At 57.3% G+C, this 25635-nt stretch carries 22 protein-coding genes; 11 read left to right on the forward strand and 11 right to left on the reverse strand.

Annotation, left to right across the window (positions count from 1 at the left end):
• Positions 1-77: 77 nt before the first annotated feature.
• Positions 78-611 (reverse strand): J domain-containing protein, encoded by a 534-nt coding sequence (locus ACYG9Y_RS02635; RefSeq protein ID WP_023749100.1) that lies wholly within the window; start codon positions 609-611, stop codon positions 78-80.
• A gap of 313 nt (positions 612-924) precedes the next feature.
• On the opposite strand from ACYG9Y_RS02635, the gene ACYG9Y_RS02640 reads away from it, so the two are divergent.
• The gene (locus ACYG9Y_RS02640; protein ID WP_023737750.1) at positions 925-1785 is read left to right on the forward strand and encodes an ATP-dependent DNA ligase; all 861 of its coding nucleotides are present in this window, start codon (positions 925-927) and stop codon (positions 1783-1785) included.
• On the opposite strand, the gene ACYG9Y_RS02645 is transcribed toward ACYG9Y_RS02640, so the two are convergent.
• A complete protein-coding gene (locus ACYG9Y_RS02645) occupies positions 1756-2025 on the reverse strand; it encodes a hypothetical protein (protein ID WP_245260362.1) in 270 nt (89 codons plus the stop codon). The two genes, ACYG9Y_RS02640 and ACYG9Y_RS02645, sit on opposite strands and share 30 nt — an antisense overlap.
• 1082 nt (positions 2026-3107) lie before the next feature.
• Between ACYG9Y_RS02645 and ACYG9Y_RS02650 the strand changes: the two genes are divergently transcribed.
• Genes ACYG9Y_RS02650 through wecB form a run of 5 tightly spaced genes read left to right on the forward strand, consistent with a single transcriptional unit; the run spans position 3108 to position 9442 of the window.
• Positions 3108-5111, forward strand: a complete 2004-nt coding sequence (locus ACYG9Y_RS02650) for a polysaccharide biosynthesis protein (RefSeq protein ID WP_156929737.1) — start codon at positions 3108-3110, stop codon at positions 5109-5111.
• Positions 5108-6403 carry a glycosyltransferase family 4 protein gene (locus tag ACYG9Y_RS02655; RefSeq protein ID WP_050593094.1) on the forward strand — a complete coding sequence of 432 codons (1296 nt, stop codon included), beginning with the start codon at positions 5108-5110 and terminating at the stop codon, positions 6401-6403. The genes ACYG9Y_RS02650 and ACYG9Y_RS02655 overlap by 4 nt, the downstream gene beginning before the upstream one ends.
• A 17-nt stretch (positions 6404-6420) precedes the next feature.
• The gene (locus ACYG9Y_RS02660; RefSeq protein ID WP_023737753.1) at positions 6421-7293 is read left to right on the forward strand and encodes a dTDP-4-dehydrorhamnose reductase family protein; all 873 of its coding nucleotides are present in this window, start codon (positions 6421-6423) and stop codon (positions 7291-7293) included.
• Between the two features lie 21 nt (positions 7294-7314).
• The gene (locus ACYG9Y_RS02665) at positions 7315-8325 is read left to right on the forward strand and encodes a polysaccharide biosynthesis protein (protein WP_023737754.1); all 1011 of its coding nucleotides are present in this window, start codon (positions 7315-7317) and stop codon (positions 8323-8325) included.
• The gene (gene wecB, locus ACYG9Y_RS02670) at positions 8318-9442 is read left to right on the forward strand and encodes a non-hydrolyzing UDP-N-acetylglucosamine 2-epimerase (RefSeq protein ID WP_023737755.1); all 1125 of its coding nucleotides are present in this window, start codon (positions 8318-8320) and stop codon (positions 9440-9442) included. Before ACYG9Y_RS02665 ends, wecB begins: the two co-directional genes overlap by 8 nt.
• A gap of 54 nt (positions 9443-9496) precedes the next feature.
• On the opposite strand, the gene ACYG9Y_RS02675 is transcribed toward wecB, so the two are convergent.
• Positions 9497-10867, reverse strand: a complete 1371-nt coding sequence (locus tag ACYG9Y_RS02675) for a hypothetical protein (RefSeq protein WP_023749101.1) — start codon at positions 10865-10867, stop codon at positions 9497-9499.
• Between the two features lie 322 nt (positions 10868-11189).
• Here ACYG9Y_RS02675 and ACYG9Y_RS02680 point away from each other — a divergent pair, with 322 nt between their 5' ends.
• The 3 genes from ACYG9Y_RS02680 to ACYG9Y_RS02690 all read left to right on the forward strand — a co-directional run bounded on the left by ACYG9Y_RS02680 (position 11190) and on the right by ACYG9Y_RS02690 (position 14250).
• A complete protein-coding gene (locus ACYG9Y_RS02680; protein ID WP_023749102.1) occupies positions 11190-12146 on the forward strand; it encodes an NAD-dependent epimerase/dehydratase family protein in 957 nt (318 codons plus the stop codon).
• Complete coding sequence (locus tag ACYG9Y_RS02685; protein WP_023737758.1) at positions 12143-13267, forward strand: glycosyltransferase; 1125 nt, start codon at positions 12143-12145, stop codon at positions 13265-13267. The genes ACYG9Y_RS02680 and ACYG9Y_RS02685 overlap by 4 nt, the downstream gene beginning before the upstream one ends.
• Before the next feature lie 65 nt (positions 13268-13332).
• Positions 13333-14250 (forward strand): glycosyltransferase, encoded by a 918-nt coding sequence (locus ACYG9Y_RS02690; protein WP_023749104.1) that lies wholly within the window; start codon positions 13333-13335, stop codon positions 14248-14250.
• Positions 14251-14260: 10 nt separating this feature from the next.
• Here the strand turns inward: ACYG9Y_RS02690 and ACYG9Y_RS02695 are convergent, their stop codons facing one another.
• A complete protein-coding gene (locus ACYG9Y_RS02695) occupies positions 14261-14770 on the reverse strand; it encodes a heme-degrading domain-containing protein (protein ID WP_023737760.1) in 510 nt (169 codons plus the stop codon).
• A 425-nt stretch (positions 14771-15195) separates the two neighbouring features.
• Here ACYG9Y_RS02695 and ACYG9Y_RS02700 point away from each other — a divergent pair, with 425 nt between their 5' ends.
• Positions 15196-15708, forward strand: a complete 513-nt coding sequence (locus tag ACYG9Y_RS02700) for a hypothetical protein (protein WP_156929738.1) — start codon at positions 15196-15198, stop codon at positions 15706-15708.
• 433 nt (positions 15709-16141) lie between these two features.
• Positions 16142-17203 (forward strand): lipopolysaccharide biosynthesis protein, encoded by a 1062-nt coding sequence (locus ACYG9Y_RS02705; protein WP_156929739.1) that lies wholly within the window; start codon positions 16142-16144, stop codon positions 17201-17203.
• A gap of 1237 nt (positions 17204-18440) precedes the next feature.
• Here the strand turns inward: ACYG9Y_RS02705 and darG are convergent.
• The 7 genes from darG to ACYG9Y_RS02740 all read right to left on the reverse strand — a co-directional run bounded on the left by darG (position 18441) and on the right by ACYG9Y_RS02740 (position 25607).
• A complete protein-coding gene (darG, locus tag ACYG9Y_RS02710) occupies positions 18441-19544 on the reverse strand; it encodes a type II toxin-antitoxin system antitoxin DNA ADP-ribosyl glycohydrolase DarG (protein ID WP_023737765.1) in 1104 nt (367 codons plus the stop codon).
• Between the two features lie 10 nt (positions 19545-19554).
• A complete protein-coding gene (darT, locus tag ACYG9Y_RS02715) occupies positions 19555-20202 on the reverse strand; it encodes a type II toxin-antitoxin system toxin DNA ADP-ribosyl transferase DarT (protein WP_023737766.1) in 648 nt (215 codons plus the stop codon).
• A gap of 425 nt (positions 20203-20627) precedes the next feature.
• Positions 20628-20990, reverse strand: a complete 363-nt coding sequence (locus tag ACYG9Y_RS02720; RefSeq protein WP_023671808.1) for an AraC family ligand binding domain-containing protein — start codon at positions 20988-20990, stop codon at positions 20628-20630.
• Positions 20991-20993: 3 nt separating this feature from the next.
• Positions 20994-22427 (reverse strand): NAD(P)/FAD-dependent oxidoreductase, encoded by a 1434-nt coding sequence (locus ACYG9Y_RS02725; RefSeq protein ID WP_023804774.1) that lies wholly within the window; start codon positions 22425-22427, stop codon positions 20994-20996.
• Positions 22427-23605, reverse strand: coding sequence for a M20 aminoacylase family protein (locus ACYG9Y_RS02730; protein WP_023713984.1), 1179 nt, complete (start codon positions 23603-23605; stop codon positions 22427-22429). Before ACYG9Y_RS02730 ends, ACYG9Y_RS02725 begins: the two co-directional genes overlap by 1 nt.
• Positions 23602-24411: an ABC transporter permease gene (locus ACYG9Y_RS02735; protein ID WP_050588874.1), complete on the reverse strand. Its 810-nt coding sequence runs from the start codon at positions 24409-24411 to the stop codon at positions 23602-23604. Before ACYG9Y_RS02735 ends, ACYG9Y_RS02730 begins: the two co-directional genes overlap by 4 nt.
• A complete protein-coding gene (locus ACYG9Y_RS02740; protein ID WP_023686279.1) occupies positions 24408-25607 on the reverse strand; it encodes an ABC transporter permease in 1200 nt (399 codons plus the stop codon). The genes ACYG9Y_RS02735 and ACYG9Y_RS02740 overlap by 4 nt, the downstream gene beginning before the upstream one ends.
• Between the last annotated feature and the right edge of the window lie 28 nt (positions 25608-25635).

Genomic DNA, 25635 nt, shown 5'->3' on the forward strand with positions numbered 1-25635 from the left:
ACATCAGGCGCGACCGTCACCACCGGGCCACCCAGGCTGACCGTTACGGCGTCCTTCTCGACCCGTGTGACGGCTTTCTAGTCTCTACTCAGGAGCCGAGTGCTGGTATCGCGACGCAGTTCGGAATCGGCGCGATCGACGCCTTCAACCGTGATCGCGATTGTCCCGTTCTCAATTCTTGCAATCCACCCCTTTGCCTTCATGTACCAGAGATGAAACTCCAGATGCTCTGGTGGACAGCCTAACAACCGTTCGATTTCGACGTCGCCAATGCCCGGATTGCCGACATCCTGGCGGCGCTTCACATAGAGCAGCGAAAGCAGTTTGGCCTGGACCAAAGCGTCCTTCTCGACCCCTTTGGGGTCGCTTGCCTCCTCGACCAATTTAAGCCGCTCACCGGCATGCTCTCGATAGGAGATATCGTACTGGGCGCGCTTAACGGGATCCCTCAAGACGTTGTGTGCTTCTACTATTTCGCTGAAGCGGGCTTCGTTTCCAGTTTGCTGATTGTCGGGATGATAGCGCATCGCAAAGTAGCGGAATATTCGCTCAAGTGTCTCCGAGTTGGCGTTTGGGCTGATCTCCAAGAGTTCGTAGTAATCAACGAACAATGCGCTGCTCCCTCAAACATCGCTCGACAGCCGCGGGGGCCGGCCACCTACATGGCGATGCAGTGCCCTCACTCGTCGAGTTCATATACGGACAATACATTGCACCCGGGGTCAAGATGAGCGGGAGCTAATGGACGTCAGCCAAGGCGGCTCCCGCGCGGGGTGCAATGAAAAGGCCGGCGCCGAAGTGGGAGGTTGCCTGACCGGCATTCGTCGGCTTCAATCTTCATAACTCTTCAAACATGCAATTCGTCTAAAATGTTCCGGAACCGATTTCGGGCTCGCGGCTTAAATCGCCGGGTGGGGTCAGTGCATGCGTTTGAAGTTCATCGAGCCTTTGATGCCGATCTTGGTGGAGAAGCCTCCCGAGGGCGATGGATGGACTCACGAGGTGAAGTTTGACGGCTACCGTTCCCAGATGGTCATCGATGAGGACGGGACGCGGATCTACACCCGCCGCGGGCTCGACTGGACAACCAAATACCGCGACATCGTGGCCGCAAGCGCAGAGCTCGGAGCCGAGAGCGCAATCTTAGACGGAGAAATGATCGTCCTGAACGAAGCCGGCCTTTCCGACTTCGCCGCGCTGCGCAAGGCGATCACACGCCGGCAGCACGACCTCTATTTCGTTGCCTTTGATCTCCTTCACCTCAACGGCCACGATCTGCGCGACATGGCCCTGGAGGAACGGCGTGAGATCCTTGAAAGCATGATCCCCGCCAACATTCGCATCCAATTCAGCCAGGCGCTGCCCGGCGACGCTAAAGCCATATTCCACCTGATCGATGAAGCCGGCCTTGAAGGCATGGTTTCGAAGCGCCGCGACAGCAAGTACCGCAGCGGCCGGTCGACAGCCTGGCTGAAGACCAAGAGCTACATGGTGGAGGAATACGACCTGCTCGGCGTCGAGCGGGAGCCGGGCAAGCCTGCCTTCGCTCTGATGGCCGATCGGAAGACCGGGCAGTATGTCGGGTCGGCGTTCATCAACTCCAGCCGGCCGATCCGCGAACGTCTATGGGAGCGGGTCCAGGAGCACGCTGGGCCGGCGCCAAAGGGCATGAAGCGACCGGCCACGCAATGGGTCAAGCCGGGCCTGATCGGCCGTGTGAAGCACCTGCGCGGCGAGGAGGACCTCCGCCACGCCTCACTGCAGGACTTCCGCGAGGAGAACTAGCCCGGCGGCTTCTCCCGCGGCTGTGCCGGCCCTGTCATGTTCGGCTGGATGAATGGCGCCCTCTTGCCGGTAATCAATCGACTTCAACAGCGGTCCGTGGACATCACGTAGAGATTGGTAGTGTTCGCTGTGGTACGCGAGGAGCGGCCCGACGATGCTCTTGTGCAGCACTTCGGCTGCCGCCAGGAAGCGCTCAATTTCAGCCCGGGAAAGCTGTTCGGAAGGTTTGGTTCTGGCCATTTGGCGATCTCCGTTTTGATGGGACCGCCGCAACGAGGACTATAATCCTACATGCCGGACTGCCTGACAAGAGGGCTCGCTGGCCTTGCCCGAAGAAAGCAGTAGGGCCACGGCGCCGAGCCCAGCCGTCAGGAGCAACCGCAAGATGAGCAATGGTCGGGTAGGCTTGGCTAGGACGCTAGCGCCAGACAATCCGGGCTAATCATGCCGTCGTCAGGTGCGCTGTCGGTGAATTTCCGTAGGTGCAAGAGCGTTCAAAAGCAATTGGCCAACGCCGCCCGATCGTTCCACAACGTGTTGCTAATATGCAGCACCGACTGAATCTCCGATCAGCGGCACTTGTAGTTGGTTCCAACAGATGCACGGTGACGGCAAGATGCCAATGCCAACGGCCTAGGCGTGATAGCGTCGAGCCGAATATGGCAGGTGCAGTTGCACAACCGCCGAAATGCTTCATCTCTTCCAATTGAACGAACCCTGACCACGCTGGGCCAACGCCACGGTTTGGTTTTCGGCAAGCTTTTAAAGGCGCGTGGCTTCGGAGATCGCTTCCTGATAATAACTTTGACGAAGCCGATCGGCACACCGCCTCGTTTCAGTTTTTGCGCGAGCTCGAAAGCGCTGGCCTTGGAAGTTTGATGCCGACCTTCGCGTAGACTCCCGAGCCTTCCCACCCTCTGAGCCCTCGCAGTTTCGCTCGCCACGTGATAGCGGCCCTTAAGACTGCTCATTCAGATGGACGTTCCAGGGAGGATTGTCGCGTCAAACGCAGCTTCACAGAAACAAAATTGTGCCGGTGATGCTCCTGCCATTGTGGCGAACGTCGGGAATTAAGTATTGGATGACCACGTCATTTGCGGTACAGAATCAGAGCATCTGCTTTGGTGCCAAACTTACGTGTCGCTAAGAAGAAAATACTAGGACAAATTGCTTACGATGGAACCGCCCCATTTGACGCTTTCCTTTTTTTGGCCGCAGCAGCCAACGTCTCAGGCACCGCTGCCGGCCCGGACACAGCGTGAGCGATCGAGCTTGAGATCAATCGACAGAGCTCGCAACTTGAGCCTTCAGGAAGTGATCTAGTGCATCGCCCTGTTCTCGACGGGATTGAAGCTGCCTCTTCAGGTACGAGATCCAAGACCTCTCACGTGATCTCGCGGCTGTTGACGTTGCGAGGACTGGCCCTGCTGCACGACGGCTTGATGGGGGCAGCCGCGTTGTTGCTTTCATTCGCGTTGAGGCTGGATATTACCGGATTTTCGGCAAACGTTTGGAGCTTCGTCGCTGCTGCCGCCCTGTTTGGATGCGTAGTCAGCACCACTGGATTTTTCCTTGGATTGAATCGCGGTATATGGCGTTACGCGTCGCTTTCAGATTTCCTGGCAATTGCGGGTGTCGCCACCGCATCTATCGCCATCTTCTCGGTCCTAGAGTTTTTGGTGAACCGACTGAATTCAATTCCGCGTTCCTCGATTCTCATTGCATGGGCCTTTACAATCGTGCTTCTGGCCGGACCGCGCGCTGTGTACCGAGCCTATCGGAATCAGCACGACGTAAGAAGGGGAAAGGTTGCGAAGGGAAGCGCTAAAAACGTTCTACTCATCGGAGCAACGGATAACGCCGAAGCTTTCATAAGAACAAACAATGAGAGGCAACGTGCCTCTTTCCAGGTACTAGCAATTCTCGATGAACGCGGCCGAAGAACTGGTAGGGCCATACGTGGTGTCCCAGTGGTGGGCCCGTTAGAAAAGCTGCCGCAAATATTGGAGCGGTTCGAGGCGCGGGGCCGCCGGGTTGAATCGATAATCCTTACTCGATCACGAGATGAATATCAGCAATACGCCAAACTAGAGGAGTTGGTAGACGTCGCGGCGCAGCATAAGATTGAGTTGCTGACACTCCCTAACATGCTCGACATGAAAAGCATCGACGCAGAAATCGAACTCAGGCCTATAAAGTTGGAGGATCTTCTGCAGCGGGCGCCCGTCGGGTCAGACACGCAAAAAATCGCCGCCATGATAGGTGGCTTAAACGTGATGATCACTGGAGCCGGGGGTTCAATAGGGTCAGAGTTAGCGCGGCAGGTAGCCGATCTCGCCCCGCTAAACCTCGTACTTGTGGATGCCAATGAATACGCGCTCTACTGCATCAAATCCGAGCTGAGCCAAAAACATCCCGCTTCACGAATCCATGCAGTACTCTGCAATGTACGTGAGAGGGAGGCTACAAGCAGCGTTGTTGAAGCCCATGCCCCCAATCTTATCTTTCATGCTGCTGCTTTGAAGCACGTACCGATGGTTGAGGCTCAACCGATCGAGGGCATTTATACCAACGTCATCGGTACGCGGAACGTGGCCGATGCGGCGCTGCGCTGGAACGTCTCTAAGATGATCATGGTCTCGACGGACAAGGCGGTGAACCCTGCGAACGTTATGGGTGCCACCAAGCGCATGGCGGAAATGTATTGCCAGGCGATGGACCTCGCCCAGGCGACCTTATCCACCCGTTTCATGACTGTGCGATTCGGCAATGTCTTGGGATCGGCTGGGTCGGTCGTCCCTCTGTTTGAACAGCAGATAAAAGCCGGCGGGCCTTTAACCGTAACTCATCCGGAGATCGTGCGCTTCTTCATGACCATCCCGGAAGCATGCATGCTGGTGCTGCAAGCGGCCGCAGCTCATGAACCGGACATAATTCACGAGCGCGGCAGAATCTTTGTGCTCGACATGGGCTCACCAGTGAAAATTGCCGACTTAGCAAAGAACCTGATCCGTCTGTCTGGGCGGCGTCCAGATGTCGACATTCAAATTGCTTACACCGGGCTACGTCCTGGGGAAAAACTCTACGAGGAGTTATTCGACTGCAATGAAAAGTTGAGTGAGACGGGCTCGCCAGGAATCTTGGCCGCGTCTGCGCGATCGATCGAGCGGGCCGTGATCGAGCGCATTTTCGATGAGATGCAACGCATGATAAATGACCTGAATGTAGAGGGCGCGCTGCGTCTTCTCCAATCAACGGTACCAGAGTTCACTCCGGGATCCGAAATTCAAGCGACAATGAGCAGCGTCCGCTCGCTTCGGCAATGAAGCACGCCCAGCTGGTACCAGAGGATGTTGAGATAGCAGGTGGCGGGCTTGGTAAAGGCCTGCGCGTGCTGGTCGTCAGCCAACACTATTGGCCCGAGAACTTCAGAATCAACGAGGTGGTGGATTCACTACGCTCCGAAGGCTGCGACGTTGAAGTTCTGTCTGGGCAGCCGAACTACCCCCATGGCATGATATTTAAAGGGTACAGTGCTTTCGGATTGGGCACCGAACTGCACCCATCGGGTTATATGATTCACAGGGTTCCGTTGGTGCTTCGAGGCCGCGGAGGAGGATTTCGGCGCATTTGGAACTACCTCTCGTTCGTGATGTTTGGAGTGGTGCTGGGCCCATATCTCACACGAGGGAGGCCGTGCGACGTTGTGTTTGTTTACGCGATCTCGCCCATCCTGCAAGGGTTGGTAGGGGCCGTTTTCCGCCAAATCAAAGGTGCAGCGCATGTCATTTGGGTACAAGATTTGTGGCCGGAGAGTCTTGAAGTAACGGGCTTTGTCAGAAACAGGTTGGCGCTAGCGGCGGTTGAGCGGCTCACAAGCTTCATATACCGGCGAGCCGACCTTCTTTTGGTGCAATCTCGCGGGTTTATAGGGAAAATCAAGGCCGTTGCGGGAGACAACATCCCAATCGCGTATCATCCAAATCCGGGCGATCTGCCGCCGGTGCGAGGTGATATCGAGGAAATCCCTCCGTTGAGCCTGCCAGCAGGGTTTAATATCGTATTCGCGGGTAACTTAGGCGCAGCCCAGGCCTTGGAAACCGTGCTAGACGCAGCCAGTCACGTTCAAGATCCAGATATACGGGTAGTTTTCGTCGGGAGTGGCATCCGGTCTGAATGGCTTAGACAGCAGATCGAGAAACGTCGGTTGACTAACGTGGTGTTGGCCGGGCGATTTCCCTCTGCGGTGATGCCGAGCATCTTCGCCCAGGCATCTGCCCTGCTTGTTACACTCAATCGGTCGAAAGCCCTCAGCCTGACGATACCAAGCAAAATTCCGACCTATCTTGGCGCGGGGCGCCCAATCCTGGCCTGTTTAGATGGTGAGGCCGCAGAGCTCATTCAGGACTCCAACGCGGGCCTTGCGGTTCCCGCGGAAGATTCTATCGGACTTGCAGAGGCGATGGTGCGGCTAAAAAACATGCCGGAGGAAGCAAGGGAATGCATGGGAAAGGCCGGACGCCATTATTACGACGCGCACCTAGCTCCGGCACCCCTTGCACGTGAACTCATTAACCACTTTCGGTATGCAGTTGACCGGCGTACCCGCTTGCGGTGACGAAGTAGGAATAGGCGATGGACAAGCGAAATCCTCTCAAAGTGCTAGTGCTTGGCGCCTCGGGTATGCTCGGCAATGCGGTCTTCAGGTTTTTCTTAAGCAGCCCTGGTTACCGGGCTTTTGGCTCAACCCGCTCGCAATCGCATCACCGCCTATTTGCGGAGGAAACCAGAGGAAATTTAGTTACTCTCCCCGATGCCGAAAACCACGACGCACTCGCTAAACTGTTCGCTGAGGTCGGCCCTGATGTCGTGGTAAACTGCATTGGTGTAGTCAAGCAGCTTTCCTCCGCGAGCGACCCTTTGGCGGCGATACCCATAAACTCGATCTTTCCCCATCGGGTGGCGCGCCTCTGTCAGATCGCAGGAGCTCGTCTCGTTCACGTAAGCACCGACTGTGTGTTTGATGGCGCAGACGGAAGTTACAGTGAGAACTCCCGCCCCAATGCATATGACCTCTATGGAAAGAGCAAGCTTCTCGGAGAGGTGGACTACGTTAACGCCGTCACGTTGCGGACCTCGATTATCGGCCGCGAGCTAGGTAGCGCACATAGCCTGATCGATTGGTTTCTCGCTCAGGAAGGAACTGTTAGAGGCTTTACGCGAGCAATCTTCTCTGGTCTGCCCACGGTGGAGCTCGCCAGAATCATCCGGGATTTCGTTGTTCCGCGTCCTGACCTCAGAGGCCTCTACCATGTCTCCGCGCAAGCAATCAGCAAGTACGATCTCCTCAGGCTAGTGGCCGAAATTTACGCCAAGCAAATTCGGATCGAGCCTGATGAGGGATTGTCAATTGATCGATCGCTTAACTCATCGCGGTTCCGCAAGGCCACGGGCTACGATCCCCCGGAATGGCCTGAACTTATTCGGGCAATGCATGAATTCGGCTAATCCAAATTGAGAACAAAGAGTATGTTTTCTAACAAAACGCTGCTCATAACCGGAGGCACTGGTTCTTTCGGAAACGCGGTGCTTTCAAGGTTTCTGGCGAGTGATTTCGCGGAAATCCGCATATTCAGCCGCGATGAGAAGAAGCAGGAGGATATGCGGTTGGCGCTCAGAGACGATCGCCTCAAGTTCTACATTGGAGATGTTCGCGACTATCATGCCGTCGACGATGCAGTCCGCGGTGCTGATTACATCTTTCATGCCGCAGCGCTGAAGCAAGTTCCTTCCTGCGAGTTCTATCCGATGGAAGCGATCAAAACGAACGTCCACGGGGCGGAGAATGTGCTGCGTGCAGCGGTAAGCCATGGTGTGCAGAGGTGTGTTGTTCTTAGCACCGATAAAGCGGTGTATCCGGTCAATGCTATGGGCATGTCCAAGGCTCTGATGGAAAAAGTTATGATCGCCAAATCCCGGCTCAGCGAATCCGTCGGAACGGTCGTCTGCGCTACCCGCTACGGGAACGTTATGGCTTCCCGCGGGTCGGTTATCCCTCTGTTCTTGGATCAACTGCTGCGCGGTCAACCACTCACAGTGACCGATCCGAACATGACTCGTTTCCTGATGTCTCTGAGCGAATCCGTGGACCTGGTACTCTATGCCTTCGAGCATGCTCGGTCTGGCGACACCTTCGTTCAGAAGGCGCCGGCATCCACCGTCGGGATTTTGGCCAACGCGATGCGAGAAGTCCTTGGGCGCGACAATCCCATCAAGATCATCGGCACGCGGCATGGGGAAAAATTGTTCGAGTCTCTTGTGTCTCGAGAAGAAATGGTTCGGGCGGAAGACCTCGGCAGTTACTACAGAATCCCAGCCGACTCACGGGATTTGAACTACGACAAATATTTTGTCGAGGGGGAAAAAGAGCTGTCGACACTGGAAGATTACACATCTCACAACACCGAGCGTTTGAATATTGAGCAGGTAAAGAAACTGTTGAGCCAGCTTGACCTCATAAAGGAGGCCATCAGTGCTTAAAGTGATGACAGTCGTTGGGACACGCCCCGAAATCATAAGGCTGTCGCGAGTTATCGCCAAGTTTGATACGAATTTCGAGCACACGTTGGTACATACAGGACAAAACTACGACCACGAACTGAATGAAGTGTTCTTCTCGGAGCTTGGTATCCGAACACCAGATAGTTTCCTCAATGCAGCCGGCAGATCAGCCGCCGAAACGATAGGTCAGGTGATTATTGCCGCTGACGAAGCCCTGGTTAAACACAATTCGGATGCGTTGCTGATCCTAGGCGACACGAATAGCTGTCTTGCTGCGATCGCAGCGAAACGACGCAAAATCCCAGTGTTCCACATGGAAGCGGGGAACCGGTGTTTCGATTTCCGGGTGCCCGAGGAGATCAATCGCCGAATCGTTGATCACATTTCCGATATCAATTTGCCGTATAGCCAAATTGCTCGCGACTACCTGTTGCGGGAAGGGATTCCACCTGACCAGATAATCGTCACCGGAAGTCCGATGCGTGAAGTTCTGGAGTACTATCATGCGGCGATCGACAGCTCGAATGTGCTCAGCCGCCTTGGGCTTACCGGGGGGAATTTCTTCGTCGTCAGCGCACATCGCGAAGAGAACGTTGACGATCCGGAACGGCTAGAACGACTTCTAGAGATCATCAACGGCATTGCGGAACGGTACGATGTACCCGTGATAGTGTCGACCCACCCCCGAACGAGAAAGCGACTTGATGCGCTTGGTGGCGATCGCAATCCGAAGGCCAGATTTGAAAAGCCTTTTGGTTTCCTTGATTACGTGAAACTCCAAAGCTCTGCGCGCGCTGTGTTATCGGATAGCGGGACCATTACGGAAGAGAGCGCGATCCTCAACTTCGCCGCTCTGAATCTGCGAGAAGTGCATGAACGTCCGGAAGGTTTCGAAGAAGCCTCTGTTATGATGGTGGGGCTGGAACTCGAGCGGGTTTATGACGGACTTCGCATCCTCGAAACCCAGCCGCGCGGTGCGGATCGGCTATTGCGTTTGCCAAGCGATTACCAACCCGACAACGTGTCTGACAAGGTGATGCGAATTGTCCTAAGCTATACCGGTTTCGTAAATAGACGAGTTTGGAGAAAACAATAGCGGCTAGGTTGGTGTTTTCGGGGTTTCAACTCATTGCAGCGCACGCGCGCGCTCTCAACCTGACCTAGCTGACGTCAGCCCTCTTGTGACCCACCACACGACCCCAACGAACGTAACCGAAAGGAGGAGTTCGATGGCATAAATCAGTAACGTCCACGGGAACCCCATCTGGACGGTTAGATATGCCAGTGACACTCCTGTCACAGCCGCGGTTGCCAGATTTTGAGTCAAGCGAGCAGCTACCCATTCGATCAAGTGGCCCAACAGCGTCAGTGCAAACAAAAATGCCATCACAATCAGCGGCGATCCAGACAGGCTTCCTATACCGATAGGGCCAGGAAGGGTCAGGAACGTGTAGTACTCGACTTTTCCGTAACGATCTCCGGACATCTTTTGGTAGATTGCGTGAGAGCCCGCAGCGGGATCCTCAGACATGACTTTCAAGAACAAGTCGAAGCTGAGTTGCTCAGGATTTGCCGCTGCTGTCATAACGCCTTCCAGCCCGACCCATCTCATGACCGCTAGGTTGCGGAGTTGGTGAAATAAACCTTGGAGGGCAAAGCGGTCCCTTGTGACGGCCTCCACCTTGTCGCTCAATGATGTCGTTTGGGATGCCAGCGGGGGAGCGAGGGATTGTAGGGCCGGGGGTGCGGACTGGAACGAGGGCGCAGTCTGCCCAAAATCGAACGTGCGCTCGAAACTGACCACCGCAAGTGAGCCTGCAAAAACAATCGCGGCCAAACACATCGCCAGGGCAATCGCGATCCAGTCCCGAACTTGCTGGCGGCGGAACACGATGACTGCAACTGCAGCTAGGACGTAGAGGAGAAGCTGGATTCGGCTGCCCATCGACAACGCGGCAAGCACACCAAGAAACGTGGCCGTAGCTACCAAGGAAGCATACGGCCATCTTCTGAGCTCTATGAGCCAGAGGACTGCGGTAAGTCCGCCGACAAGGGCACCCCACGTGATGATGAAGGCGGCGACCGCATAGACCCGAGCATCTATGCCGATGCCGAGGGGGTAGCCGATTCGGAGGATATGGAACGAGTAATTGGCCCAATATACGACGATCGAGATGACTAGGAGGGACGCAAAAGCAACGAGGACGCAGTTAGCGAGACGAGCAGGTCCCGAAGCCATCGACGTGTTGGAGAAAGAGGGAAAAAGAGCGGCCAGAAGGTTGGCCAAGCACACGCCCGACAAGCCGCTGGCGGCAAAAGTCAGAGCCTGATCCCACTGCGAAGTGAAAGTGCTAATGGGCTCTATTAGCGCAACGCCATATACGAAGTTTGCAATTGCCTTGGCTATGAACCCTACGAAGAGGAACAAAGACAATAAGAAAACGAAAAAAGAGGAGGGGAATGCAAGCGATACGACGAGAGCGGCGCAACCGGAAGCATAGAACCACAGGATGATAGGCACCGAGGGACCGGGATTGCTCGCTAAAAGCAATGAGCACAGAGGGAGGGCTACGATTGCTCCTGTCGCCAGTGCGAAACCTACGATCCTAGAGGATTGGAATTTTGGCAGAGACTCAGTCATGCTCATGTTTATAGGCTGAAATAAACGTGCGGCCCAAGAGAGACTTTCCTTTTCCCCAATTGGCTTAATGGGCGCGCTGCGGCCCTCGTTGCGCAAAGCGTCAGCCTTATGCTATTGGCCATATGCGGATTGGCTTGGTTGCCGTAACCGGACACAATCAACGCGATGACACTCGCACATCAAATCCTGAAGAAGCCCCTTCATGAAGGACGACCGATTCGAAGACGAGCCACGCGTGGTCGTGCTCGGAGGGACTGGTTTCGTCGGTGAGGCATTTGCTAGGTGTTGGACTGAGTCATCCGCGGCTCGTCCCAGCCGATATCTTTTGCACAGGTCGCGGCCAAAATGGCTCGGCTTGCGGGGGATTGAACTAAACGACGTCAATCTTGCTAACCCAGCTCAAGTGCTGAGCGCGCTTCGCGGCCATGATGTTCTGGTGAACCTTCTGCGCCCCGATGGCAGCGGCTGGTATCGCGGTGCGATGGAAAGCCTGAAGTCGGTCTTTCGGGAATCCGGGATCTATCGCTGCATCCACGCGAGCAGCATTGATGTCTATGCGGGCGTAAAAGACCACTTCATTGACGAGAGTACGAATCCCCAGCCGCTGTCGCCTTATGAGACCGAACATATTGCTGTGGAATCGGTGATAAGGGGGTCATTCCCCGAGACAATCGTGTTGCGATTGGGGGCGGTGTTTGGCCGCGGTGGCCGCAATCTGGTCAGCTTGGCCGAAGAAATGAGCCAGGCGCCGCAGTGGAAAATCGCGCTTCGCCGCTCACTCTATGGCACCAGACGAATGCACCTTGTGAGCGTCGAGACTGTAGCCCGGACACTGGTTCAATTGTCGCTTGACCAAAAGCGCCTTGGCCCTCAAGTGGTGCTCGTTACGGACGACCACGACCCTAAAAACAATTTTGCCTTCGTTCAGGATAGTCTTGCGGCGGCGTTTCATCGTGACCTACCCAAGATTGGCGCTACAGCGCCGAGATCGTTACTGAGGTTGCTCCTTCGTATGCGAGGCCTGCCGGATCGGAACATTGACCGGCGTTTTTCACACAGAAAGGCCTCCGAGCTCGGGTTGCCTTCCGAGGCATTCGCGGACCGATTGGAGCAATATGCTCAGCATCTGGCCGGCGAGATCGGAAGGCGCGCCGAATGAACATACTTCTCACCACCATATCCCTCGATTCCCAAAAAGGCGGAGGAACCGCAGAACGAACGCGGCGCCTGGCGGCTCACTTAGCGGCGAAGGGATGTCGGTGTGAGATCGCTACCATGCAGGACGGTGACTTGGCGGAAAACCTTCGCCAGCGCGGCATCCGGGTATACGCGACGGGTTCAGTTCGCCTGCGTTTCACGGTGCCGTTTATCAACCCTCTTCGGCTCGCCCAAAGCGTGCGCCGAGCAGATGCTGTACACATTCTTGGCTATTGGAACCTTCTTTCGGTCGCCACCGCGTTTTTGGCATCGCAGTTCGGCAAGCCCTACGCATTCTCCGCTGCTGGCGAGTTCGTTGGCCTCGAGCACCCGCGCCCGATAGCGCGTCTTTTTCACATCCTCTTTGGAAAGCGGGTAATTCGCCATGCCAGCTTGCTGGTTGCGGTTACTCCGCTAGAGCGAGGCCAAATTCTTGAACGATTTCGGCTTGCAGAAGACCGTGTAGCCGTCGTCCCCAACGGGGTGGAGGAGGATGCCGAGGCAGTCTCCCATTCGCCTTCTAGACTGGAAGCACCTTACATCCTGTTCATGGGACGTCTTGCCGAGGTGAAGGGCCCAGACCTACTTGTCCAAGCCTTCGCAGATGTGGCGTCGGAATACGGCGATGTACGGTTGGTGATAGCAGGACCTGACTTTGGAATGCGCTCCAGCCTGGAGACCTTCGTCAGCGAGAGGCGACTTGGTGATCGGGTCGTCTTCACGGGGTACCTGGGCGAGATTGAACGAAGCGAACTTTATAGGCGAGCTCTGTTGCTTGCCGTGCCATCGCGCGCCGAGGCTATGTCGCTTGTCGCGCTGGAGGCTGGTGTTGCTGGAACGCCGGTGTTGCTTACCGATCAATGTGGGTTTGACGAAGTTGAGCGCATCGGTGGTGGCCTCGTCGTACCGGCGACTGTGGAGGGGCTCCGAGGTGGCCTCCGGTCGATGTTGGCGGATCGTCATTCTCTAGACGAGAAGGGACGAAGCCTTCAAACCTACGTTCGCGGAGAGTTTACGTGGCCATTGATCGTGGATCGCCTAATTTCACACTTCCGAAGCATGCTCGCGAATCTCCTAGATTAGGAATTTTCTCGTCGGGGCATGACAACGCTTAGAGAAGAAGAAGAAACGAAAAGCAATTTCTTAAAATGAGCACACCAAGACAGAATCTCTATACAACGCCCCGCGTTTCTTTAGTGGTCCCGGCGTACAATGCGATGGGATATATCGGGGAGACCATCGAAAGTCTCTTGATCCAAGACTACCCGAACTTTGAGATCATCGTGGTGGATGACGGCTCCACTGACGGCACAAGCGATGTCGTGGCCAGCTTCGGCGCGAAAGTGAAATCGCACAGGCAAGCCAACGCTGGCCAGAGTGCAGCCATGACGGAAGGATGGGCGATGAGCACCGGGGAGGTGCTTGGCTATGTTAGCGCAGACGACCGTCTTCTCCCTGCCGCTATTCGGCGATGTGTCGAGGAGTTGATGGCACGTCCTGAAATCGTGCTCGTTTACCCTGACTTTCACATCATAGACGAACGTTCGGTGTTTCGCTCGACGCTGCGACCTCCAGATTATTCGCGACGCGCTCTCTACGCGAGGCTCCATTGCCTGCCCGGCCCTGGTGCGCTCTTTCGGCGCCGCGCCTATGAAAGAGCTGGAGCTTGGCGTTCGGATCTACGTCAGATACCCGATCTCGATTTTTTCCTCCGGATGGGGTTGGAAGGCAGCTTCTATCATCTTCCGGAGGTGCTCGCTGAATTTAGAATGCATAGCGCATCAACGACCTACAGTTCTGTTTCATTCGAGAGAGGAAACGAACCTCAACTGATGATTGATGCCTTCTTTCTGCGGAAAGACTTACCCGACGACATTCGGAGGTGGGAGCGCGAGACCAGGGCAAACGCCAGTCTTCTTTCAGCAGCGATCCATGGCCGTTCCGGTCGAACAGGAGTTGCCCTGCGCCGGCTCGCCGCGGCTTCCTTGCATCCACCGACGCTGGCGTCGCTGAAGGCACTGAAACATATCTTGTTAATAGCGCGCGGCGCGTTTTCCGCGAAGTAAATCCTGTCGCCTATTCAGGATCTAGCGCCAACGAACTCCTTTCCTTACCGAGATGTGCGCCGAGAGCAGACACTGCACACTCGTGGTCGGCGCGTTGACTTAGACCTGAGACTGAAATGGCGCCGATCACGCCCACCGCTCGGACACGAATCGGAAAAGCTCCGCCGGCCAAAACATAGTCAGCCGGATCAAGGCCATATCCTGGCGGAAAGGTCCGGTCGGCACGCTGTTGCTCAAGAGCTAAGCGATACGAACTCTTGTGAAACATTCTGACGCTATTGAGCTTGCGTCGCGCCCATTCCGCAGTGAATTGGGCTGCCCCCGGAAGAGCGGCATAGAACAAACCCCGGTCCCACAATCGGAGCTCCACGACGATGGGTTGCTTCTCGACAAGAGCGTCGGCTCGGATTGCGCAGCCGATCTCAAACGCAATAATTTCGTCGAAACGTTCGAAAATAAGAGCCGTTTCCTGGTCGACGATTCTTGCGATGTCCCGTGCAACTCCTGGATCTGGTTCCATAGCCTCATCTCCATCCAATGCAACTCGCCGTTATTTGACATCATTCCGATGCACAATGCCCGCTACAAACGCACGGCCTCGCGACACCTTCATATATTTGAAGCTTGCAGACATTTGTGGGTAAAGCCACGCGACCCCTTTGACTGTCAATGAGGCTGTTAAAAGCCCATGGCGATTGCTAAACGTTGTTAAAGATCGACCGCATCATAAATTCGAATCGCACGGCGATGGGCACCCAAACATTCTTTGCAATAGTTTTCGTTGGCAGACAGGGTTCCAGCTATTTGCAGGGCCTAATCGACTCTCACCCGGACGCAACTTGCGAGGGTGAGTTATTCTCTCCCACCGTTCGCTTGCTAGCGGATTTGGTAAGGCGTCGCACGATATCGTATAGAAATTCTCGACAACGAGACGTCGCGGCATATTTGAGTCGAAAGCTGCACAAGAAAAAAAGCGCCGCAATCGGCTTCAAAATGCCGTATCTGTCACTGGTCGAGCATCCTGAAGCGAGAGAAGCGTTTGAGGCGTTTGGGTACAAAGTTATCCGCCTCTCACGAGACAATCTCTTGGACCAATACATATCATTCAAGCTAGCACAGATTAACAACGCCTGGAGGTCCGACCGCGGTTCAATGAAGATCACCCATTTTGCGGCCGAACCGGAAGATGTGGCGGAAGCGTTTCAAAAATGGACAGAGTGGGATTCGAGACTCGCGCAGTTAGTAGAGACTCTGCCCAACCTGCATGTTACCTACGAAGAGTTGGTCGACGGGTCGGGTGTGTTTCGCTCGCTGGAGTTCCTCAATTTGCGCAAAGTTCCGCTGCATAGCCCTTTCAGGAGGCAGCGTTCCGGTTCTCAATCCGATATCCTCGAGAACTACGCGGAGTTGAAGGACCATTTCGCCCGGACGCAATGGGCTAGGTTTTTCGTTGGATGATCGCTGTTCCGAATTGGAGTACCGAACCCTGCATTGTGTGCCAAGGTCTGCCGCTACGGACGTCGGGTCACTCTTTTCCGCTAACGATTTCACCCTGTCAATTTTGCATCGTTTCAGGCCATGTGGCAACTGAATGAACGGCCGGCAGACCGACCCAATCTCTGCCCCGCTTAGAAGAGCAAATTTGCCTTCCATGTTGAGGGCCAGTGGGGCCGCGGCTGCAGGCCGCGTAGCAATACTGGCGGCAGGGCTAGGCAGTTCGCTTCTTCTCCCCCTCGGCCTATCGCAAGACAAGGTCGGCATATACTTCATCGCTCAGATTCTCACATCTGGGTTCGCAATTCTGGCGATGATGGGTCTTACGTTTACGGCCCCAGCACTCGTTTCAGCCGCTGCAGCTCAAGGCGATTTTGGGCGTGCGCGAGACGTCATCATGAAGATCCAAGGCATCGTAGGCGGATTTGGCCTCCTGGTCGCATGCGCTTTTTGGCTTGCCGATCCATGGATTGCATTCGGGAAAGACGCCGCGATTTGGCACGGGGTCCTGGCGATAGTTGCGTTGCAGGTCCCATGCGCCGCACTTGGAGCTGTGCAAGTGGAATTGCTCAGAGCAGTTCATTCGATCAGGAGTTCAGCCTTTCTTATGGCGTTTCCGAGCACGGTGGTCGCTCTCTTCCTGGCTTTCGCCCTAACGACTCGCCTGCAACCAGATTTGCATCAGGTGCTCCTGTGCAGCCTTGCCGGATATGCGATTGCTGCGGGAGTTGGAGCCTTCAGCATTTCTTCGTCTTGCCGACGTTGGAGCGAGTCAGCCAAAGAACCCATTGGCGCGGGAGCAATCATCCACCGGACCCTGCCCAATCTAGCGACCACCTTAGTGTTGTTTGGGCTGTCTCAGGTGGACATGATCCTATTGGCGCTGTTCAGCAGTCTTCAGGAGATCGCGCAATACGGCATCGCCCTGCGGATTTCGACAGTGCTCATCATGCCGTTGAGCATCGCCAATTCGGCCTTTGCACCCACAGCCGTTCACCTCTGGACGCTTAACGATCACACGGGTCTCCAGAAAGCGCTGCGGCCCTTGGTTTCAGTGGCGACCCTACTAACTTTTCTAATGTATGCCGGCCTTGCAACTCTTGGCTACACCCTGGTCCATCTTTGGAATCCACATTATGAAAATTCTCTCTGGCTCGCACTGATACTAGGCGCCGGCCAACTCGGGCACGTTCTCGGCGGTTCCTCAGGTATTTTGCTAATGGTCCTGGGCGACGAAAGGGTCGCCTTTCGCATCACCCTTGTCACGGGTGTCGCAACTGTTGCTCTATGTTGCCTGGGCATTTTGGCTGGAGGCCCTTTTTGGCTCGCCGCTGCAGCGGCGGTGTGCAACGTGCTCCAAGTCTATTTCTTCGCCAAGCGGGTTCGGGAAAGGTTCAACGTGGACGCTACAGTCTTGGCGCTGTTGCGCACGAAACCTGTTCCGCACCCACACACATAGGCAATATGAACCTTAAGCCGAGAGAACCAAAGCGTCATCTTCATCGCCGATGTTCATCTTCGGACGGCAGTTCATTGAAGCGATGAGCGCCCGGCTCATCGCCGACGTGACTCAAACTCGCCAAGAGAACGACTGCTAAGCCGATCACGATAACAAAGCCCAGTATAACCAATAACATCCCATTACATCCCCACCCCCGAACGTATTACTGGGCCGCTGACAAACTGGCAAGCCGAATACCAACTTGGGGTCGAGCCGACGGTTCCGTTGCGGACTTGGTCAAGCCAGAAGAGAGGCATGCAGTTGACTTGCAGTCACTGTTGGCGCTGGCCCGCCCGTACGTCGATGCTGCGGTCGGCCGACATCAAACGATGTCACAAGCCCTCCCCAACGAGAGACGCGCGCCGGCCGAGACTGTTGCCCAAATCCTGGTCTATTCCCGCGTCAGCGCTGCCCCGCTGGGCCGAATAGAGTCCCGCCGGTCTAGCGCCAGTACGCACCAAAGCAACACGAAAATCGGTCCGAAGCCGCGGCCGTTTGCACCTCGAATGAACTCGACTGATCGGTGGGCTATTCGACAAATGTGATAGTCTCTGCTAGTGTCGGCCATGGGGCTGACTATCATTCTCTGGGCGCTCGGCGCCGTCCTGCTGATCCTGTTCTTCGGAATGCTGCTCAGTGCGCCACGAGGCATCAGCGCACTGGTAGAACACGGTCTTCGTCGGAAACCGCCCGAATCCCCGCTAGCCCGCCTCGTTGAAGAACACCGACGTCATCGCGATCCCCGCGGATCCTGAAGCGTCTGTCCGCTCTCGAACAACGTGCGCAGCCCCGCCTCAGGGTAGCTGATGCGCGGCCGGCGGTCGGCAGCCGACCGTGTACGCTGCACCGCGTTCGGCCCTGTCATGATACCAGCCATAATATAAGAAAGCCCATTTCTACATCCCCCTAGATTAGCATCGCGCAACTAGAGGGCACGCGCAAGCGGGCTCCCTGGCGAGAGAAACCAAGCAAAGCCCGAGCCACTTTGAGCACGCTGCCGTGGCAGGTCGAAGATACTGGCGACGATTGCGAGGGCGACGACGAGCGGGAAGCCATCGACGAGCGCGAGTTCGACCATTGCGACTATAATCACCCGGGCTTAATATCGTCCGGGCAAGGGCTCTAATCATTCCGCGCGCGAAACGCATAATAGCCCGCTGCCCTATGGTGGCGGGCTTTCGTCGCGCCTAGAGATTTAACTCGATAAACGAGGCCCCGCTTTCGGGGTGGAGATGCTGCGTGGGACGATCAACGGCGGCATCTTGGCATTCAGCCACCCGCGCTCGATCAACGTCCGATATGCCAGTTTAATCTCTTCGGATGCAAATTGGCGCTTCCGCTCGCTCCATCCATGAACCGCATCACGGACCTCACTGAAGTTACTAGCTCCCTCGCGCTGCGCTGCCCAATAGACGGTAGCCAGAAGCTCCATTCCATAAGGCGTTTCGAATCCGTCGATCAGCTTCGCAACACGATCAAATCGCTCCCTAGTCGCAGCATCACTGACGACGACGCGCGCTGCTTCTTCATAGGCGCCTGGAATAATGCTCAGCGCCTTCGTAGGATTATCCCCGCCGTCGCCATACCCAGCAATCAGATGACCTTCCACCTCGTTCAGAACGTGCCGAAGGTTTTCCGCATACGGACCATAAGTTGCCTTACGGAACATCAGGCGCAAGGGCTGCCCGGCTTCCTGCATGAAGAACAAAAGTTTATGGGCCTCGAGCAGCGTCACGAACGGATCCATCAGTCCGTTCAGATATCGCTGGAGAAGGACGACAAGCGCGGCTCGCCCTTCGGTCATCTTGGGGACTGGGCGGTTGCGAGCTAACGTAGCGGAGTCTCGAGTGCCAGCAGGTTCATAGATAATCGACCTAACGTCGGGCAGTGGGGCAACGGCTGCTACAATGAGCGGGCGAACGTCAGACCAGAGCAGGCCGCCCAGACCAGAACCAAGAGGAGGTATCGCGACCGACTTAATCATACGAGAGCGTAGGACGTCGACGAAATCGATCAAGCCGCTTTCGATGTCTTCGATGCGGCTTTTTCCTCGCCAGTGGCGCTTGGTCGGGAAGTTTATGATGAATCGCGGCGATAGGCGTCCAGTCTCGACAACGAACATCTGCCCGGGTTTGACAAGCCCGCGGTTGCACGCAGCCTCATAGGCCTTGAAGTTGTCTGGGTAGGCGTTCTTGAACTGGAGGGCAATGCCACGGCCCATCACACCCACGCAATTGACGGTATTCACCAATGCGTCGACGTCTGCGTCAAGGATATTGCCGGTGCGGAATTCGACCATTCTCCCCTCCTCAGTAGTACCAGTTCGTCTCTATAGCGACCGTTGGCTTGTGCGCGGCTTGCGCAAGCGCATTCGTAGCGGCATTGAACGTGGCCTGATTCTGCACCCCAACTCGATCCACAAGACGCCAAGGAAATTTCTTATACACTAGGAATTCGGCCTGTTTGGCGTTCATCACCGTAGGTTCCTGCCAATATTTAGCACCAATGTGACCCCATTCGATCTGATTGAGCTTGCTGGCATCATTCCAGAAGCTCGAATAGACCGCTCCGGCATTCGATGCACTGAAAGCCCAGCTGTGCTTCACCTTGTCCAACTCCGCAATGACTTTGTTCAAGTCACACTGCAGATGAATGATCGACCCCTGGCCGCCCTTATAGGCCAACTCAGGGTTGTTTGCCTTGTGGATCACATAGAGCATCACTGAACGCGGGCAAAAGTAGAAGGGTACGAACTCGCCAACCTTAGCCTTCGAATAGCACTTCACAGGAAGCTCAAGGCGCCTAGCCTTGATAGCGCCCATACCGATAGTAGTCCCCGGGAGGTCGCGTTTGACGATCTCGGAGTCACTGAGAAGTCCGCCGGTTTTGACTATCGACGCCAATCGGTCGACATTCACGATATGGTAGATTTTTGGGCTGGGGGGCGGCTTCGCCATCGGCGCATTATCACTTCTACTGAGGGCCGGGCGATGAGGCGACGCATGTCGCATCCCATGTCGCACGGACCTGCCGATAGTCGCAGGAAACCCTTGGAAATCAACGGTAGTGGTTTGCAACATGCCGCAACAAGAAATCAGCCACTCAGATGCCAACGATTGCACCTAAGTTGCTGAGTTAGTGTGGATAAATTTGGTAGCGGGAGAGCGCTACCGCCTTTCCGCCCACTCGTCGAACTACCGGTTCCTGCTTAGGTGCTGCGGCTGAGCTGTGTCGCTGCAATCTCCCGCCAGACATGCGCGCCAGCATGACATATGATGAACGTGACAACCCAAGGAGTGTGAGCCGGAGTCGATGTCTGGACGCCCCGGGTTCGGAACTGCGCTGCGGATGGCCAACGCATGGAAAAGGAGTGCCTGTCAGTTCAGGGTTCTACCGTTCCCTGCCGCGCTGCCCAGTCGAACGGGTAAAGGCAATAGAAATAGCCGGTACGCTCGGTGGCGATGTATTTCAGGTGGGTGGCGTTTGGCAGCCAGACGATATCGCCGGGATTGCACTCATGGCGACCGTCGTCCAGTTCGATCGTCAAGGTGCCCTCGTGGATGAACAGCACCTCGTCGTAGGTCACGGTCCAGTCGATCGAGGCGTTCTCGAGATACTCGATGCCGCCGCCCATGGTCCGACTTATATCGGCATTGATGACGCGGGCAATCGAGGATGTGCCAGTCGGTGTGACCGACGGCTTCAGGGTCAATTCGCTGTGCTTGAAGATCTTGGCCTTGGACACCGTTTATCCTTTCCTTGCGCGGAGGTTGGCTTTCGAAGGGGTGACGCCGGACGGGGCCAGTCCCGCGAGCCATCTGGTCAAGAGGTCGGGTTTTCGGCCGGCATGTTCGAGATCGTCGCGCCGCCGCACCGCGCCACGAACGAAATGCGCGCCGACGAACCGGAATGGTTCGGATGGGAAGCCTCGCGTCACTGGGCGCACGAGCGCCGAATGGGTGAGCTCGGATTCGCCGCCGGTCAACAGGCCGGTCAGGATCTTGCCGCCGAGATAGGCCATCGTCGTGCCGTTGCCGGAGAAGCCGTAGCCGTAGACGATGTCGCGGTTGGCGGGCAGGGCGCCGAACAGTGGCACGCCGCTGACGGTCCGATCGATCGGGCCGTTCCATGATGTATCGAGCGGAAAGTCGGCGAGCGCCGGGTGACCATCCCGCAACGCGCGGCGCATGTCGGCGACCCGTGGCGATAGACCATGAAACCGCCTGTCGACGATGCCGCCGAGGCCGATGACGCCGCCACTGACGCCGACAGACAGCCGACCATCGCGCGTCGGCGACCAACCGCCGACGAAAACGCGGGAATCGATCATCAGCGGCGCGCGGCGGTAGCCGATCTTGTCGAGAAGGTCTGGAATGGGTTTTGACATGGCGTCGTCGCTGGAGATGTTGAAGATTGCCGGCGCCAGTTCTCGAATGGCGCCGGACCATGCATTCATGGCAAGCACAATCTTGCCGCAGGACACAGTGCCTCTCCCCGTCTCCACCTTGAGCGTGCCGTCGCGCGAAAACCGCGTCATCGGCGACTTTTCATAGATGCGCACGCCGCGTGTTAGTGCTGCCCGGCGCAGGCCGCGCACGAGGAAACCGGGATGCACGGTTGCCGACGACGCATCGAACGCGCCGCCGAGGTGGCTCGTCGTGCCGGCTATCGCTGCGATCTCGTCGCGCGAAACTCGTCGCGCCGGCACGTAGCCATGCGCCGCCAGCTTGTTCAACGCGTCGTCCCAGGCGCCAAGCTGGGCTTCGCACGTCGCACCCCAGATCCAGCCGATGCGATCAAACCAGCTGTCTATTCCCTCGGCCTTGCAGAAAGCCTCGATGCCGCGGATTGCGGCTTCGGATGCCTTGATGATCGAAAGTGCATCGTTTCCGTCGCGCAGCGCGGCGAGCGCGCTGTATTTCGTCCATGCCGAGAGCACCATGCCGGAGTTGCGGCCGCTCGGGCCACCGCCGCAAATGTCGCGCTCGACGATGACAACATCGAAGGCGGGATTGTGCTCCTTGAGGCGTATAGCGGTCCACAGGCCCAGATAGCCGCCGCCGACGATGCAGATGTCAGCCTGCGTCGCCTCTTCGAGCGGAGGCGCAAGGTCTGGGTCCTCGGGCAGGGCCTGCCGCAGCCAATGGCTTCGCCAGACGATGTCCTTTTCCGTCAGTTGCATCACGATGCGCCTCTGGCTGATAGGCGGCGCTCCACGAGCCTGACCCAAAGGCTCGCGCCAATCGGCAGGATTGCGTCGTTGAAATCGTAGTTGGTGTCGTGAGCCGCGGCCTGGTGCGCATCGTCGGCCTGGCCGAGCAGGAAATAGCAGCCGGGCCGCTGTTCCAGCATGTAGCAGAAATCTTCAGAACCCATCTCGGGAGGCGGATCGATGACGAGACTTGCCGGTCCCATCACCTCGTTCACAATCGCGATCATCGCGTCGGCTTGCGCCGCAGTGTTTATCGTCGGTGCGAAGGGCGTTTCGTAGCGGAGGTCGACGCCGGCGCCAAAAGCTTCAGCTTCGTTTTTCGCGATGCGGCGGATTGCCGTCTCCAGCGCCTTTTGAACCTGGTGGTCGAAGGTGCGCACGGTGCCGGTCAGAAACGCCGTATCGGGGATGGTGTTGAAGGCTTCGCCTGCGCGCAGGCTGCCAACGGTGACGATTGCGGGAGAATGCACATCGGTGACGCGGCCGGGCAGGGCTTCGATTGCCAGCAGGATGCGCGCGGCGATGGGGAGTGGATTGATCGCCAGATGCGGCATCGCCGCATGGCCGCCCCTTCCGTGGACGACGATCTCGAAGCGATCGGCCCCCGCGGCCACCGTTCCGCGGTGGACGGCGATCTCGCCGAGCGGCCGTTCGCAATTGTGCAGCGCGTAGACTTCATCGCAGGGGAAACGCTCGAAAAGGCCCTCGTTCAGCATGGCAAGCGCCCCACCTCGACCCTCCTCGGCCGGCTGGAAGATGAAATGCACCGTGCCGGCGAAGTCGGGCGAGCGAACAAGCGCCGAGGCTGCGCCGAGCAGCATAGTGGTATGGCCGTCATGGCCGCAGCCATGCATCCGCCCGGGGGTGCGGGACGCATGCGCCAGCGGCCGTGCCTCAGTCATCGGCAGGGCATCCATGTCGGCGCGGATGCCAAGGCTGCGACCAGCGCCAAGCCTGCCCCTGAGCGTGCCGACGACACCTGTGCGTCCGACGCCTTCGGTCGTCTCGATGCCCCACGCGCGCAGTTTGTCCGCCACGAAACGGGCCGTCTCGAACTCTTCGAAACCGAGCTCGGGATTGGCATGGAGATGCCGCCGCCACGCCGTCATCTCGGTCTCGAGTTGCTGCACCGGCGGAACCAGTTTCATGCCGATGCCTTTGCGCGGAGAGCTTGCGAGCGGCTCTGCAGGATAGCGATGAGCCCAAGCAGGATCGCCGAGAAAGCCATCAGCAGCACGGCGACAGCCGCGATGGCAGGGCTGATGGACTCGCGCACCCCGGAGAATATCATGCGGGGCAAGGTTCGCTCCGCGCCCGTCGAGAGGAAGCTTGCGACGACGACTTCGTCGAAAGAAATGATGAAGGCGATGATGGCCCCTGTAACGACGCCCGGCGCTATCAGCGGCAGCACCACCTTGAAGAAGGTGCGCATGGCGCCGGCGCCCAGCGATGCCGCCGCACGAACCAACGTCCGGTCGAAGGTCGAAAGACTGGCGACGACGGTGGTTAGCATCACAGGCACGGCCATCGCCGTGTGCACCAGAATGATTGATAGCTTGTTGCCAACGAGTCCCAGCGTGGCGAAGAATGAAAAGGCCGCGACGCCGACGATGACGACCGGCGTCACCAAAGGCGCGGCGATGATCGCGTAGAGGATCCGTTTCCCGGCAAAATCACCCCAGGCGAGCCCGATCGCCGCAGGTATTCCGAGCAGCAAAGCCAGAACCGTGGTGGATAGCCCGATGACGACCGAGTTCCACAGCGCGTTCGGCCAGCGCTCGTCGATCCACAGTTCGGCATACCAGCGCAACGACCAGCCCGGCGTCGGAAATGCCAGCGAATTGCTCGAGGTCAGCGACATGGGGACCACGATCAGCAGGGGCAGGATCATGAAAGCCAGCAACGTCGCCGCATAGGCATACATCAGCCCTTTCCGGAAGCGGTCGGCGCTCATGCGACATGCGCCTTGCTGCGGAAGAGGACGGATGCCGTCCAGAACAGGAACGCAAACAATACGAGGATCATCAGCAGTTGCAGGGAAAGCGCTGCGCCCATGCCCCAGTTCAGCGTGCTGTTGGTGTAGAAGGCTATGTAGCTGGAGATCATCTGGTCTGTCGGCCCGCCGACAAGCGTCGGGGTGATGTAATAGCCGAGCGCGAAGACAAAAACGATCGCCCCGCCGGACAGGATCCCGGGCAGGATCAACGGCAACTGGACGCGGCGCCACGCCGTGAGCCACGGCGCCCCCAACGACAGCGCCGCGCGCATGTAGGTGGTCGGAACCCGCCGCATGACGGCGACGACGGAGAGGACCATCATGGGCAGCAGAACCTGAACCATCGCCAGATACAGCGAAAAGCGGGTGTAGATGAGGTCGAGGGGTTCGCTGACGATACCCAATCCGAGCAGTGTGGAATTCACGGGACCGTTCTTCTGCAGCACGATGATCCAGATGACGGTGCGCACCAGCAGCGATGTCCAGAGCGGAAACAGGATCAGCGCGAACATCAGCTTCGACCAGGCAGGCGGCGCGCTGACGATCGCCTGCGCCAGCGGCACGGCGAGCACCGCGCAGATGACCGTCACCACGATGCTGATCCAGATCGTACGCAGCAGCGCGTCGACGAAGATGGCGCGGTCGGCCGAAACGGCTTCGATCGAATTGTCCGCGCCGCGCTTCAGGTCGAGGCTCGCAAGCAGATAATAGTCCGTTCGCGCGCTTTGCTGACGCGCTATGACCTGCCAGAGATCGATGTTTTTCCAGCCGGCCTGTTTGGCGAGCACCTCGTCGCGCACGGGGCGCATGCCGAGCTTGCCGTCGGCCGCATCCTTTGCCGTCTTGATGACGAGGAAACGGCTACCGACAACGCGCTGGTTCACGAGTTGCGCCAGGACGCCTTCCTTCCCGGCGCGCCGCGCGTCGGCCAGGTCCTCGACGAGTGCTGCAAAGACGGGTTCGCCAGGCAGGCCGCTCTCTGCTTTCCAGCCGGCAAGAGCGGCAATGGTGCGCGGCAGGTTGTTCGAGAAATCCGAGTTGTCGACGGCCAGAGCGAGGAAGCGCGCCACCGGCCACAGAAACAGAATGACGACGAATAATATAAGCGGAGCCGTCAACAGGGCGAGCATGCCGCCCCGTTGGCGTCGCTTCATAGCCGGTTTTGTCCCGACCAACATGCCC

The sequence above is a fragment of the Mesorhizobium sp. W050 genome (genome assembly GCF_054719535.1).

Excerpts from the sequence above, each read along its gene's own strand:
- ACYG9Y_RS02640 (WP_023737750.1), top strand. The coding sequence starts at position 925 with ATGCGTTTGAAGTTCATCGAGCCTTTGATGCCGATCTTGGTGGAGAAG.
- ACYG9Y_RS02645 (WP_245260362.1), bottom strand. The coding sequence starts at position 2,025 with ATGGCCAGAACCAAACCTTCCGAACAGCTTTCCCGGGCTGAAATTGAG.
- ACYG9Y_RS02655 (WP_050593094.1), top strand. The coding sequence starts at position 5,108 with ATGAAGCACGCCCAGCTGGTACCAGAGGATGTTGAGATAGCAGGTGGC.
- ACYG9Y_RS02660 (WP_023737753.1), top strand. The coding sequence starts at position 6,421 with ATGGACAAGCGAAATCCTCTCAAAGTGCTAGTGCTTGGCGCCTCGGGT.
- ACYG9Y_RS02665 (WP_023737754.1), top strand. The coding sequence starts at position 7,315 with ATGTTTTCTAACAAAACGCTGCTCATAACCGGAGGCACTGGTTCTTTC.
- ACYG9Y_RS02680 (WP_023749102.1), top strand. The coding sequence starts at position 11,190 with ATGAAGGACGACCGATTCGAAGACGAGCCACGCGTGGTCGTGCTCGGA.
- ACYG9Y_RS02685 (WP_023737758.1), top strand. The coding sequence starts at position 12,143 with ATGAACATACTTCTCACCACCATATCCCTCGATTCCCAAAAAGGCGGA.
- ACYG9Y_RS02690 (WP_023749104.1), top strand. The coding sequence starts at position 13,333 with ATGAGCACACCAAGACAGAATCTCTATACAACGCCCCGCGTTTCTTTA.
- ACYG9Y_RS02695 (WP_023737760.1), bottom strand. The coding sequence starts at position 14,770 with ATGGAACCAGATCCAGGAGTTGCACGGGACATCGCAAGAATCGTCGAC.
- ACYG9Y_RS02705 (WP_156929739.1), top strand. The coding sequence starts at position 16,142 with ATGAAGATCCAAGGCATCGTAGGCGGATTTGGCCTCCTGGTCGCATGC.
- darG (WP_023737765.1), bottom strand. The coding sequence starts at position 19,544 with ATGGTCGAATTCCGCACCGGCAATATCCTTGACGCAGACGTCGACGCA.
- darT (WP_023737766.1), bottom strand. The coding sequence starts at position 20,202 with ATGGCGAAGCCGCCCCCCAGCCCAAAAATCTACCATATCGTGAATGTC.
- ACYG9Y_RS02725 (WP_023804774.1), bottom strand. The coding sequence starts at position 22,427 with ATGCAACTGACGGAAAAGGACATCGTCTGGCGAAGCCATTGGCTGCGG.
- ACYG9Y_RS02730 (WP_023713984.1), bottom strand. The coding sequence starts at position 23,605 with ATGAAACTGGTTCCGCCGGTGCAGCAACTCGAGACCGAGATGACGGCG.
- ACYG9Y_RS02735 (WP_050588874.1), bottom strand. The coding sequence starts at position 24,411 with ATGAGCGCCGACCGCTTCCGGAAAGGGCTGATGTATGCCTATGCGGCG.
- ACYG9Y_RS02740 (WP_023686279.1), bottom strand. The coding sequence starts at position 25,607 with ATGAAGCGACGCCAACGGGGCGGCATGCTCGCCCTGTTGACGGCTCCG.